Annotated in this window: 13 protein-coding genes; 8 read left to right on the top strand and 5 right to left on the bottom strand. The window is 69.1% G+C overall.

Annotation, left to right across the window (positions count from 1 at the left end):
* Nucleotides 1-4: 4 nt before the first annotated feature.
* The 4 genes from MYMAC_RS12060 to MYMAC_RS12045 form a co-directional block, all read right to left on the bottom strand.
* Nucleotides 5-400 carry a hypothetical protein gene (locus MYMAC_RS12060; protein ID WP_011552511.1) on the bottom strand — a complete coding sequence of 132 codons (396 nt, stop codon included), beginning with the start codon at nt 398-400 and terminating at the stop codon, nt 5-7.
* A 16-nt stretch (nt 401-416) separates the two neighbouring features.
* Nucleotides 417-848 carry a tetratricopeptide repeat protein gene (locus MYMAC_RS12055; RefSeq protein WP_013939015.1) on the bottom strand — a complete coding sequence of 144 codons (432 nt, stop codon included), beginning with the start codon at nt 846-848 and terminating at the stop codon, nt 417-419.
* 27 nt (nt 849-875) lie between these two features.
* A complete protein-coding gene (locus MYMAC_RS12050) occupies nt 876-1,445 on the bottom strand; it encodes a hypothetical protein (RefSeq protein WP_043710751.1) in 570 nt (189 codons plus the stop codon).
* A gap of 138 nt (nt 1,446-1,583) precedes the next feature.
* Nucleotides 1,584-1,859, bottom strand: coding sequence for a hypothetical protein (locus MYMAC_RS12045; protein ID WP_013939013.1), 276 nt, complete (start codon nt 1,857-1,859; stop codon nt 1,584-1,586).
* Nucleotides 1,860-2,122: 263 nt separating this feature from the next.
* Here MYMAC_RS12045 and MYMAC_RS12040 point away from each other — a divergent pair, with 263 nt between their 5' ends.
* From MYMAC_RS12040 to MYMAC_RS12005, 8 genes are all read left to right on the top strand, one after another.
* On the top strand, nt 2,123-2,740 hold the full coding sequence (locus tag MYMAC_RS12040; RefSeq protein WP_013939012.1) for a hypothetical protein: 618 nt from the start codon (nt 2,123-2,125) through the stop codon (nt 2,738-2,740).
* A gap of 221 nt (nt 2,741-2,961) precedes the next feature.
* Nucleotides 2,962-3,459 carry a GbsR/MarR family transcriptional regulator gene (locus MYMAC_RS12035; protein WP_013939011.1) on the top strand — a complete coding sequence of 166 codons (498 nt, stop codon included), beginning with the start codon at nt 2,962-2,964 and terminating at the stop codon, nt 3,457-3,459.
* On the top strand, nt 3,456-4,199 hold the full coding sequence (locus tag MYMAC_RS12030) for an ABC transporter ATP-binding protein (protein ID WP_095958207.1): 744 nt from the start codon (nt 3,456-3,458) through the stop codon (nt 4,197-4,199). The genes MYMAC_RS12035 and MYMAC_RS12030 overlap by 4 nt, the downstream gene beginning before the upstream one ends.
* A 1-nt stretch (nt 4,200) precedes the next feature.
* A complete protein-coding gene (locus tag MYMAC_RS12025) occupies nt 4,201-6,309 on the top strand; it encodes an ABC transporter permease (RefSeq protein WP_013939009.1) in 2,109 nt (702 codons plus the stop codon).
* Between the two features lie 4 nt (nt 6,310-6,313).
* The gene (locus MYMAC_RS12020; RefSeq protein ID WP_095958206.1) at nt 6,314-7,615 is read left to right on the top strand and encodes an ABC transporter permease; all 1,302 of its coding nucleotides are present in this window, start codon (nt 6,314-6,316) and stop codon (nt 7,613-7,615) included.
* Nucleotides 7,616-7,619: 4 nt separating this feature from the next.
* The gene (locus MYMAC_RS12015) at nt 7,620-8,402 is read left to right on the top strand and encodes an outer membrane lipoprotein-sorting protein (RefSeq protein ID WP_013939007.1); all 783 of its coding nucleotides are present in this window, start codon (nt 7,620-7,622) and stop codon (nt 8,400-8,402) included.
* Entirely contained in the window at nt 8,399-10,003 is a 1,605-nt protein-coding gene (locus tag MYMAC_RS12010) for a hypothetical protein (RefSeq protein ID WP_204817535.1), read from the top strand. The genes MYMAC_RS12015 and MYMAC_RS12010 overlap by 4 nt, the downstream gene beginning before the upstream one ends.
* Nucleotides 10,004-10,183: 180 nt before the next feature.
* Nucleotides 10,184-11,719 carry a hypothetical protein gene (locus MYMAC_RS12005; RefSeq protein WP_095958204.1) on the top strand — a complete coding sequence of 512 codons (1,536 nt, stop codon included), beginning with the start codon at nt 10,184-10,186 and terminating at the stop codon, nt 11,717-11,719.
* A gap of 9 nt (nt 11,720-11,728) precedes the next feature.
* On the opposite strand, the gene MYMAC_RS12000 is transcribed toward MYMAC_RS12005, so the two are convergent.
* A complete protein-coding gene (locus MYMAC_RS12000) occupies nt 11,729-12,823 on the bottom strand; it encodes an EAL domain-containing protein (protein WP_095958203.1) in 1,095 nt (364 codons plus the stop codon).
* Nucleotides 12,824-12,825: the final 2 nt, after the last annotated feature.

Here is a 12,825-nt window from a genome sequence, read left to right as displayed (position 1 = left end):
CCGCTCACTCGGCCTTAGACCACAGCCGCTCGAGGACCTGATTCAGCCGCGGATCATCCTGGAGCGCGTCTGCAATCTTGGTGGTGAGGGAAGAAGACTTCATGCGGAGCTTCTCCTTCAGGACTTCGGCGACCAGGGCCTGCGTCGCCTCTTCCTTGCTCTTGAAGCCCCCGTTCTTCAGCTTCCGGGCAATGGCCACCGCCTGGGAGGCCACTGGATCCGCGGCCTGGGGGCCCTGGACATTGCTGGAGCCTACCAGACCCGAGGGCCCGACAAGAGACTCCGTCCGGTCCACCCGGCCGCCAAAGCTGGCGCCACCCGCCGGCGCCGCGCCGGCTGGGCCCTTCGCGCCACCCGCGCGGCCCTTCCCACCGCCTCGTCCGACACCGCCGACAGCCATCGCCGTGACCTCCGTCCTACGTCTTCGCCGGAGGCAGGACTCCCGCCTCCTTGGCCTGGATGAGGGACTGCGCCAGGCGGGCACCATCGCCGTCCGGGTCCAGGTCCATGGCGGCCTTCAGCTCCTTGAGCGCCTCGGGAACCTTCCCCATGAACAGCAGCGCCTCGCCCGCATGCGCCCGCGGGAGCGCGGACTGCGGGGCCAGGCGCTGCGCGACGCGGTAGGCCTGCAGGGCCTTGTCATGACGGCCCTGCGAGAACTCCACCGCGCCCAGCGCGAGCTGGGGCACCTCGCTCCGGGGCATCAGCGCGGCCGCCCCGGAGAAGATCTCCTTCGCCTTGTCGAAGTGGCCCATGTCGAGCCACAGGTAGCCGGCCTCCAGCAGGACCCTGGCCTGCTGGCGTCCGAGCGGGACGAGGCTGTTCGAAATCTCCGAGGTATCCGCCATTGACGCTCCCTGGGGCGACGCCCGTGGTTAGCGAAGGTTGGTGATGGAGTTCTTCACCGTATCGTTGCGCGACTTCATCACGTTCGAGATCGCGGTGAAAGTCTGCGACTCCTGCTGGATGGCGGCCTGCAGGTTCAGGAGCTTGGAGTTCTCCTCGGCCATCTTGTTCAGCGAGAAATTGCCGTTGACGGTATCCGTGGTGCTGCCGGTGCCCTGCGCGCCCAGGCCCAGCGGCGAGCCGGAGCCGGCCACCGCGCCACCCAGGCCGCCGCCCGCGACGACGCCGCCGCCGGCCGGCGCCACCGCGCCGCTCAGGTTCGCGCCCACCGCGGTGTTCATCACGCCCGCGTACGGCGCGCCCATGCCGGAGCCGCCCGTCGAGGAGAAGGTGTGCATCGAGGAGACGGCCGCGGAGACGATCTGCCCGCCGGGGACCATGCCCGCCATCGCGCCCACGCCGGTGCCCACGGCGCTGGCGGCGCTGTTGAGACCGTTGTGAAGCCGCGCGCCGAAACCGGTGTCCGGCGTCTGCCGCGCCGTCGTGACGTTGGTCGAGAGACGAACGTTCGGGCCCATCATGTTGTCGATCTTCGCCATTGCTTCCTCCAGGCGCTGCTTCCAGCGGAAAGGTCAGAGATCACCGATGCTCAGGATGCTCTCTCTTGCATTATCGGCGGGGGGCCCCGCCGGTTGCCTGACCCCGGAAAAAAAGAGCCTCCCGGGGCGAAACCACCGTCATTTCCGGCCCTTGCCCCCCTTGGACTCGGCGATCAGCCGCTCGCGGGTCTCCACCAGCATCTCCAGCAGCTCCTCCGCGCGGCCAATGGCGGCCTGGGCCTTCTTGCCCTGCTCCACCTTGGGGCCCTTGAGCTCGGTGAGGCCCGTCTTCACGCCCTCGAAGAAGCCACGGACCTCTTCCACGGAGGCCGCCTCGAGCAGCGACTCGATGGCGGGAAACGAGGGCGCGGGCAGGTCCTGCGCGGTCTGTGACGGCTTGGCGGTGGGGGGCATTGCGGAGGCGGTCTCCTGTCGGGCCACCAGCCAGGCTGGCCAGTGGGCGCTGGGCCCCCGACGGTAAGGAAAAAGCCCGGCACCTTCAAGGCGCTCCCTTCTTCCCCAAGGACGCGCGGCCCCCGGACCACCGGCCGGAGAGCGAACAGGCATTCCAGCAGGGGGGTGACCAAGCCCTGTCCGGTTCCGCGAGCGCACCTAGGTTTTCTCCAACGGAGGACGTCGCCGCCTCCGCCCACTCAAAACAACCAAGGAGAATCTCCATGAAGAAGCTCGTTGGCGTCTTCGCCACCATCGCCATGCTTGGAACCGGTACCGCCCTGGCCAACAATGATGAGAACAAGCCGAAGGACTCCTCGGCGGCACAGGGTGGCTCGGGCCAGGTGGGCCAGACGGAAATCCAGCAGGACACCACCACGATTGAGCGCGAGACGACGACCACGCCCCAAGAGCCCGGCATGGGCGGCTCCGGCACCATGGGCCAGCAGGCCAACATGGGCCAGAAGGAGCTCAACGGCCGCGTGGTGAAGGCGGAGAGCGACAAGATCTTCGTCGACATGCAAGGCGCGGTGGTCCCCCTGGAGGTCGACCGCAGCACCACCTTCAGCGACCCGTCCCTGAAGAAGGCCAAGGACCTGCGCCCCGGCCAGGAGATTCGCGCCAGCTACCAGGTGAAGGAGACCAAGAACGTCGCCAAGAGCATCTCGCTCTCTGGCACGGGCGGCGCCGGTGACTCCACGCTGACGCCGGACTCCTCCATCAACCAGGACAGCGACATGGGCGGCTCCGGCCTGGAGCAGCCCGAGGGCACCGGTGGCGCCGGGGACGACAGCACCCTGAACCCGGACACGGGCTCCAGCACCTCGCCCGACACGTACTGATGACGCACTCGCGCGCATGACAGACCCGGACCCCATCATGGGGACTTCAGGGCCCGTGGCCGTCAGCCGGCCGCGGGCCCTGGCGCCGTCATGCCTGCATCGTCGTACAGTTCATTCAGTATTGACTGAACGATGACCACCGCCTAAATGCCTGCCCACCGAGCCGGCCGCTCAGCGCCCCGTCCTGGGGCGCATGGCCCGGCAAGGCGCGGAGCGCGGGCATGAAGGAGCTGGGCGCCGCGGAGCACCGCTTCATCGAATCGATGGGGCTGTACTTCGAGCGGCAAGGGGGCACGCGCATCGGCGGGCGCATCTACGCGCTGCTGATGCTCGCGGGCGAGCCCCTGTCGAACAAACGCATCGCCGAGCTGCTCAAGGTGAGCGCGGCCTCGGTGTCCACCAACCTCCGCGCCTGCGCGGAGCTGGACCTGGTGGAACCGGCCAGCGTTCCCGGAGACCGGCAGCACTACTACGTCATCCATTCCCAGGGCTGGGAAGGCAAGCTGCGCGTCGTGGAGGATTCGCTCAGCGCCTTCGCCCGCATCTGCGCCGACGCCCTCACCGTTCCGCAGCTCGCGGGAAATCGTCACTTGCGAGAAGCGTCAGCTTTCTGTGATTTCTACAGGAACGAGCTCTCCGGCATCGCCGAGCGGTGGCGCGCGGCGCGTGCTCCCCGTCCGCCACGCCCCGCCAGGACTTCGAAAGGACGTACCACATGAATCCCGCCGCTTCGCAGGCCCCCATCGTCTCCATCGCGAACGTGACCAAGGACTACACCCTGGGGAAGGTGGTCGTCCCCGCGCTCCGGGGCGTGGACCTGGAGGTGCACGCCGGTGAGTTCATCTCCATCGCCGGGCCTTCCGGCAGCGGCAAGACGACGCTGCTGAACCTCATCGGCTGCGTGGACACCGCCACCGGCGGCGTGGTGCGGGTGGCCGGGCAGGACACCAAGCAGCTCACGGAGCGCCAGCTCACCCACCTGCGCCTGCACACCATCGGCTTCATCTTCCAGAGCTTCAACCTGGTGCAGGTGCTCAGCGTCTTCCAGAACGTGGAGTTCCCCCTGCTGCTCCAGCGCAAGCTGGACAAGGCCCAGCGCCGCGAGCGGGTGATGCAGCTCCTGGAGCAGGTGGGCCTGGCCAACCACGCCAGGCACCGGCCCAACGAGCTGTCCGGCGGCCAGCGCCAGCGCGTGGCCGTGGCGCGCGCGCTCGTCACGCGGCCCCAGTTGGTGCTCGCCGACGAGCCCACGGCCAACCTGGACTCGGTGACGGGTCAGAACATCATCGACCTGATGAAGGAGCTCAACCAGAAGGAGGGCACCACCTTCATCTTCTCCACCCACGACGCGAAGGTGATGAGCCACGCCAACGCGGTGGTGCGGCTGGCGGACGGCAAGTTCCTGGACCGCATCAGCGCCGCCGAGGCCAGCCGCGTCATGGCCACTGGAGGCCACTGACATGGGACAGCTCCGGTTGCTGTTGCAGGTGGCCTTCCGCAACCTGTTCTCCAGCAAGATCAACCTGCTCATCGGCGGCATCATCTTCTTCGGCACCCTGCTCGTGGTGGTGGGCGGGGCGCTGATGGACAGCATGGACAGCGCGATGAGCCGCAGCATCATCGGCAGCGTCGCGGGCCACATCCAGGTCTACTCGGACGACTCCAAGGACCCGCTGGCCCTCTACGGCAGCATGAGCGGCGAGCCGGACCTGGCGGCGCTGGACGACTTCAGCCAGCTCAAGCCCTTCCTGGAGAAGCACCCCAACGTGAAGACGGTGGTGCCCCTGGGCACCAGCGGCGCCATCATCACCTCCGGCAACACGGTGGACCTGACGCTGTCCAACCTGCGCGCGCTCTACAAGCAGCGCGACGAGTCCGGTGAGACGCCCGAGCTGCGCGAGAGCATCGACAGCGTGAAGGGCCACGTCCGGCAGATGGTCGACCTGATGGCCGAGCAGACGGCCAGGAGCGAGCAGGAGCTGGGCGGCGCCCAGAAGGACCCCGCCGAGGTGGAGGCGCTCGCCCTGGCGCGCACCGCCGCGTTCTGGGACGCCTTCGAGGAGGACCCCTACGCCTCGCTGGAGCTGCTGGAGAACCGCATCGCCCCCCAGATTCCGGACGGGGACATGCTGGAGCTGCGCTACGCCGGCACGGACCTGGACGCCTTCCAGCGCACCTTCGACCGCATGGAGATTGTCGACGGGCAGCCGGTGCCCACCGGGCAGCGCGGCATGCTGCTGTCCAAGTTCTTCTACGAGGAGTTCCTGAAGATGAAGTCCGCGCTCCGCATGGACCACATCAAGCAGGAGCGGGACCTCAACCAGAAGAGCATCGCCACCGACCCGGACCTGCAGCGCTGGGTGAAGGAGAACCAGACCCAGACGCGGGAGATCATCTTCCAGTTGGACCCCGTCAAGACGCGGAAGATGGTGGCGCGGCTGCAGAAGCTGCTGGGCAGCCAGGAGCCCGCGCTGGACAAGCTGCTCACGCGGTTCTTCACCGTCGACGACGCCAACTTCGACACCCGCTACGCCCAGTTCTATTCGGAGCTGGCGCCGCTGCTGGAGCTCTACCGGCTGCGCATGGGGGACGTGCTCACCATCACCGCCTTCACCCGCACCGGCTACATGCAGAGCGTCAACGTGAAGGTCTACGGCACCTACCAGTTCAAGGGCCTGGAGAAGTCCGCCATGGCCGGCGCGCTGAGCCTGATGGACCTGATGTCCTTCCGGGACTTGTACGGCTACCTGACCGCGGACAAGAAGGCGGAGCTGGCGGAAATCCAGAAGCAGAGCGGCGTGGAGGCCCTCAGCCGGGACGAGGCCGAGGAGGCCCTCTTCGGCGAGGGCAGCGACCACGAGCTGGTGGCGGAGGCCACCTCCACCGAGGTGGACGAGCAGGCCGCCTTCACCGGCGACACGGGCGCGCTCACGCGGGAGAACCTGCTCCAGCGCGTCTACACCCAGCAGGAGATCGAGCAGGGCGTGGCGCTGAGCGCGGCGGTGATGCTCAAGGACGGCGAGCAACTGGAGCAGACCATGGCGGAGCTGCGGCAGGCCGCGAAGGACGCGGGCCTGAAGCTGCGCGTGGTGTCCTGGCAGGAGGCGGCGGGCATCATCGGGCAGTTCGTGCTGCTCGGGAAGCTGGTGCTCTACTTCGCCGTCTTCATCATCTTCGTGGTGGCGCTGGTCATCATCAACAACGCCATGATGATGGCCACCATGCAGCGCGTGCGCGAGGTGGGGACGATGCGGGCCATTGGCGCGCAGCGCTCCTTCATCCTGGGCATGGTGCTGGTGGAGACGCTGGTGCTGGGGCTGGTGTTCGGCGCCGCGGGCTCCCTGGTGGGCAGCGGCATCATGGCCATGCTCAACAGCGCCGGCATCCCCGCGGGCAACGAAGCGCTCTACTTCTTCTTCTCCGGCCCCCGGCTCTTCCCCACGCTGAGCGCCAGCAACCTGGTGGCGGCCTTCGTCATCGTCCTGGGCGTCTCCGCCATCTCCACCCTCTATCCCGCGTTCCTCGCGACCCGGGTCTCGCCCCTCCAGGCGATGCAGACGGACGAGTGAGAACATGCTCCAGCTCTTCCTCATCGCATTCCGCAACCTCGGCACGCACCGCAAGCGCACCCTGCTGCTGGGCGGCGCCATCGCCAGCGTCACCGCGCTGCTCGTCATCCTCATGGGCCTGTCCACGGGCATGAAGGAGTCGATGCTGCGCTCGGCCACCACCCTGTCCACCGGCCACGTCAACGTGGCGGGCTTCTACAAGGTGACGGCGGGCCAGGCGGCGCCCGTCGTCACGGGCTACCCGGCCATCCTGGAGCAGATCCGCAAGGACGTGCCGGAGCTGGACTTCGCCGTGCAGCGCGGCCGGGGCTGGCTCAAGCTGGTGAGCGAGACGTCCTCCATGCAGGTGGGCGTGGGCGGCATCGACGTGCGGTCCGAGCCGGGCCTGCGCCAGGTGCTGCAGCTTCGCGCGGGCTCGCTGGACGCGCTGACCGAGCCCAACACCGTGCTGCTCTTCGAGAAGCAGGCGAAGAAGCTGGACGTCCGGGTCGGCGAATCCGTGACGCTGGCCGCCCAGACGCTGCGGGGCGCCAGCAACACGGTGGACGCGCGCGTGGTGGCCATCGCGGCCGACATGGGCATGCTGAGCGACTTCGGCATCTTCGTGCCCTCCGACACGCTGCGCTCGCTGTACCAGTTCAAGGCGGACACGACGGGCGCGCTGCTGCTCTACCTCAAGGACCTCGACCAGGTGCCGGTGGTGCACGCGCGGCTGCGCCAGACGCTGGCGGCCGCGGGCCACACGGTGATGGACCACGACCCGCGCGCGTTCTTCATGAAGTTCGAGACGGTCAACCGCGAGGCCTGGACGGGCCAGCGGCTGGACATCACGAACTGGGAGGACGAAATCTCCTTCATCACCTGGACGCTCACCGCGCTCAACAGCCTCACCGGGGTGCTCATCTTCGTGCTGATGGTCATCATCGGCGTGGGCATCATGAACACGCTGTGGATCGCCATCCGGGAGCGCACCCGGGAGATTGGCACCCTGCGCGCCATTGGCATGCAGCGCACGCGCGTGCTGCTGATGTTCGTCTTCGAGGCGCTGCTGCTGGGCCTGTTGGGCACGCTGGCGGGCGCGGCGGTGGGGCTGACGGTGTGCCTGGCCGTCAACGCCTCCGCGGTGCACGTCCCGGAGGTGGTGGCCGTCTTCATCATGTCGGACACGTTGAATCTGGCCGTCCACGCCTCGTCCATCCTGGGTGCCATGGCCTTCATCACCGCATGCACCACCGCCATTTCGCTCATCCCCTCCTTCCTCGCCGCGCGGCTCAAGCCGGTGACGGCGATGCACCACATCGGGTGAACCCATGCGCCTCATGAACATGCTGTCCGCCGCGGCCCTGGCCGTGTCGCTGCTGTCCGCGCCGGCCGCGCTCGCCCTGGAGCAGGCCGAGCAGGTGAAGCTGCTGGCGACCATCGACGACCGCCAGCGCAACGGCGGCGACTACAAGGCGATGGTCTACCTGGAGCAGAAGGAGAAGGGGAAGGCGGACCTCGTCTACGAGCTGGTCGTCTACCGCCGCGACGCGGACGACAAGCTGATGATGCTCTTCACCAAGCCCAAGGCGGAGGCCGGCAAGGGCTACCTGCGCCTGGACAAGAACCTCTGGAACTACGACCCCAACGTGGGCCGCTGGGAGCGCCGCACCGAGCGCGAGCGCATCGCTGGCACCGACAGCCGCCGCGCGGACTTCGACGAGTCGCGGCTGGCCGAGGAGTATGACCCGTCCTACGAGGGCGAGGCGAAGCTGGGCAAGTACACGGCCCATGTCCTGACGCTGAAGGTCAAGCCGGGCGTGGACGTGGCCTACCCCGTCCTCAAGCTCTGGGTGGACAAGGCGTCCGGCAACCTCCTCAAGCAGGAGGAGTACGCGCTGTCCGGCCGGAAGATGCGCACGGCGCTCTACCCTCGCTGGAAGAAGATGTTCAGCGAGTCCAAGAAGGGCGACGTCTGGGTGCCCGAGGAGATGCGCATCTACGACGAAATCGAGAAGGGCAACTCCACCACCATCCTCATCAAGACGGTGGACCTGCGGTCGCTGGAGGCCAACCTCTTCACCAAGGCCTGGCTCGAGAGCAAGAGCCGATGAGCCCCCGCACGCGCACCCTGGCCGTGGTGCTGTCCGCGGCCCTCACCAGCGCGCCCGCCTGGGCCCAGTCCGAGGACCGGCCCGACGAGGACGCCCTCTTCGGCGGCGGGCAGGAAGAGGCGCCCGCGGAGGAAGATCCGAGCCGGCCCGACGAGGACGCCCTCTTCGGAGGGGACGGCTCGGAGGCGGCGGCGGACGTGGACCCGGGCACCACGGGGGGCGCGGCGGAGCGGCAGCCGCCGTTGACCGAGGCGTCCGGGGACCGGGACGCGGACGTGCTGAACGGCCCGGCCACCCAGAGCGCCTTCGACACCGAGGACGTGATTGATGATCCGCTGAAGATTGGCGGTCAGTTCTACCTGCGCGGCTTCATGGCGGGCAGCGAGGACACCTCGCTCCGCCAGACGTCCTTCTCCGCGCCCACGCTGGTGGACGGCTACCTGGACGCGCGCCCGTCGGACCGGATCCGCGGCTTCGTCGTGGGCCGCTTGAACTACGACCCGGCCATGCCGCCGCGGGCCACGGAGACCTCCCCGGCGAACCCGCGCGTGCTGTTGGACCAGGCGTGGCTGCGCTTCGACCTGGAGCGCACGGTGTTCTTCACCGTGGGCAAGCAGCATGTGAAGTGGGGCACGGGGCAGATCTGGAACCCCACCGACTTCCTGTCCCCCCAGCGCAGGGATCCGCTGGCCTTCGTGGACCTGCGCACCGGCGTGTCCATGCTGAAGATGCACGTGCCCTGGGAGTCGAAGGGCTGGAACTTCTACGGCATCCTCGTCATGGACGACCTGGGCACGGACGTGGGCGCCATCACCGACCCGAGCGGCAGCCCCACGTCCCAGGCCGGCGGCAATGACCCGGTCAACCGGCTGGGCCGCCTGGGCGGCGCCCTGCGCACGGAAGTGCTGGTGGGGCCAGCGGAGCTGGGCGCCAGCGCGGTGGTGCAGAACGGCCGCCGGCCCCGCTTCGGCCTGGACCTGTCCACGCCGCTGGGTCCACTGGACATCTACGGCGAGGTGGCGCTGAAGGAAGGCACCGACCGGCCGCTGTACCGCATCCCGGAGGGGACGACGCTGGAGGACATCGTGCAGGACGGTGTCCAGGTGGAGGCGTACATCCCGTCGGGGCTCACGCCGCAGGTGACGGCGGGCGCGACCTACAGCTTCGCCTATGGAGACAATGACCTGGCCGTGCTGGGCGTGGAGTACTTCTTCAACTCCACGGGCTACACGGGCTCGTTCGGGTACCCGTACCTGCTGCTGAAGGACGCCTTCAACCCGCTCTACCTGGGGCGGCACTACGGCGCCGCGTACGTGTTCCTGGACCGGCCCGGGTCGCTGGAGCGGACGTCGTTCAACCTCTTCACGCTGGGCAACCTGTCGGACCGCTCGTTCACCACGCGGCTCAACGTGATGCACCGGGCGCTCACGTACCTCACGGTGGAGGCGTATGGCTCCGTGAACTACGGACGGCGCGGCGGCGAGTTCCGGCTCGGGTTCGACGTGCCGGAAGGGCTCGTCATCGACGAGCAGCCGGTACCGGCCTTCTCCGTGCCCGCGCCGACGTTCCAGTTGGGGGCCGGGCTTCGAATCAGCATCTGAGGCCGTCGAGGCGGACCGAGGTGAAGGAGGGCCGTGCTCCCCTGCTTCGGGGGCACGGCCCTTGGTGTTTCCGGGCGCTCTGGCGGGCGGGTCAAGGATGCCCGCCCCGCGAGCGGCCCTCCGGGCGCCGCACAGGCAGCCGGGGTGTCCAGGGCATGACGGATGGACAGATTTTTTCCCATGCGCCTTTGGATCGCCATCGCCGCGGGGTTGAGCCTCGGCCAGTCGCCGAGCGAGCCGGTCATCATTCCGCCCGAGGACCCTTCCATTCGGGACCCGGCCGCCGCGGCGCTCCAGGACGCGAGGCAGCAGTCCGCGGAGGAGATTGACGGCCTGCGGCCTCCCCCGGGCTATGTGTACGAGGCCACGGGGGATGCGTCGCTGAACAGCTTCGTGCTGACGCCAGTGCTGCCTGACGGCGCGCCACCACCGACCACAGGGCAGGTCGCCGCCGAGGAGGCCGCGCAGACCTATCAGCCGATTCCCTCGCCTCTGGAGGAGTTGCAGCAGGAGCAGCAGGCCGCGACGGGTGGCAGCGGCCAGCAGGACGATGCCGTCGGTACCGTGACGGGTCAGGAGACCGCTGGCGCGACGAGCGACACGAGCACGACGGGCCAGCAGGACCTCAACGGCACGGGAGGCACTGGCACCAGCGGGCAGCAGGACCTCGGCGGCACGGGCACCGTGGGCGCTCAAGACTTGAGCGGCACCGGCACGAGCGTCGGAAACACTGGCACCAGCGGGCAGCAGGACCTCGGCGGCACGGACACTGGCAGCTCCGGCTCCGTGGGCCAGCAGGACCTCAGCGGCACGGGCACTGGCGGCTCCGGCACCGTGGGCTCGCAGGACATGAGTGGTACGGACGCGAGCACAGGAACTCCTGGCCAGCAGGACCTCAGCGGAGCAGGAACTGGCATCCAGCAGGCGCCCGGTGACACAGGCTCGGACCAGGGGACCCTTGGCGCCCAGACGGCACAGCCTCCGCAGGGGACCACCGGCCAGGTGGGAACGGGCGGCGCGGGCGCGACGGGCGCCGCGGCCTCCCCTGCCCCGGTGACGCCCAGCGCCGGCCCCACCTTCATTGGCGGCTCCGAGCCCATCGGCCGCTCCGAGCCCATTGGCCGCTCGGAGCCCATCGGCCGCTCCGAGCCCATTGGAAATCCACCCACCGTGGCGCCCGTGAACACCACCGGGACAGGCGGCGCGGGGGCCCCCGCCACGCCGACGCCCGCGCAGCAGATGGAGCAGCTTCGCGAGCGCGTGAACCAGCTCGAGACGCAGCTCGACGAGCGCGACGCGGACCTCACTGTGCGCAACCAGGCCGTGCAACTGCAAGTGGACAACCTCGGCGAGCGCGCCATCGACGTGGAGCAGGCACGCCAGGACCGGCTCGCCCAGATACAGACGGCCGGCCAGTGGATGCTCGCGGCGGACACCGCCCTGGAGCAGGGTGAAACCGACGTGGAGAACGCGCTCGACATCGCGGACGCCGCGTTCGCCGACATCCGCGACAGCGCGGCCGAGGACGGCCAGGGGAGCGTCGTCGTCCACGCCGAGCGCCTGCGCGCGCTGCTCAACCTCGCTCGCAACGCCGCCAGCAACCGCGACATCTACGGCGCCCGCCTCGCGCTCCAGGACGCCGGCGTCGAGCTGAGCCTCACGCGCGCCGCGAGCCTCGGGCGGCAGGCCACGGGCAACGTCATGCTCAATCCGTGAGCGCCCGGCTCACTCCACGAACGTCGGCGTCAACCCCACGGGAGGGCTCTGCGGCTTCGCGATGAGATAGCCCTGCACGAAGTCCACCCCGTGGGCACGCACCCAGTGCAGCTCCTCGTGCGTCTCGATGCCCTCCGCCACGGTGCGGATGCCCAGCGTCCGCGCAATCTCCAGGAGCTTCTCCACGATGGAGCCCTTGTACGGGTCCAGGTGGACGTCGCGCACCAGCTCCATGTCCAGCTTGATGATGTCCGGCCGCAGCCGGTGGATGAGGTTCAGGGACGAGAACCCCGCCCCCAGGTCGTCCAGCGCCACCTGGAACCCCGCCTTGCGGTAGAAGTCCACGATGGCGCGCAGGTGCTCCGCGTCGGCGGTCTGGTCCGTCTCGATGATTTCGAACACCACCCGCCGCGGCTCGATCCCCGCCGCGTGGATGGCCTCCACCGTGGAGCGCAGACAGTACGAAGCGTCGTAGATGGCCGTGGGCGTGAAGTTCACGAACAGGTGCGTGTCCAGCCCGTGCCGCACCGCCTGCCGGATGGCCGTGGTGCGCGCGGCCAGGTCCAACTGGAACAGCAGGTCCGCGTCCCGCGCCGTCTGCATCATCCGCCCGGGCGACACCAGCGCGCCGTCCGGCTCCAGCCCCCGCATCAGCGCCTCGTGCGCGAAGATGCGGCCGGTGTCCCGCGCATGGACGATGGGCTGGAAGTGCGTGGTGAGCCGCTGCTCGGCCAGCAGGTCCACCAGCCACCCCGCCCGCGTGCGCGTGGCGAGCCGCTGGAGCGAGCCCACGCGGGGGTAGTCCCCCAGCCCCGGCTCCGCCTCACCCGGGACGAACAGCACCCGGGTGGCCCGCGCCTCCTCCTGCGAGAGCGCGGCCACCAGGCTCGAGACCAGGGGCGACAGCGCCGCCTCCGGCACCCACACCGCGACGCATTGGGCCTCGGCGCGAACCTGGACCTCGTGCCGCGTCTCCCGGAGCAAGGACACCAGCCGGCCCTGAGCGTGCCCCACGGGACTCCATAGGAACAGGCGCCCGGCGCCCTCCGCGCTGGAAGGCAGCGTCTGGCACCGGTCGCAGGGCCGCGTCGGGGTGTCGCTCATTC

It is taken from the genome of Corallococcus macrosporus DSM 14697 (assembly GCF_002305895.1).
GTDB classification, from domain to species: Bacteria; Myxococcota; Myxococcia; order Myxococcales; family Myxococcaceae; genus Myxococcus; species Myxococcus macrosporus.
Note: the sequence above shows the minus strand (reverse complement) of the source record. Positions and strands in the feature narration are given on the sequence as shown.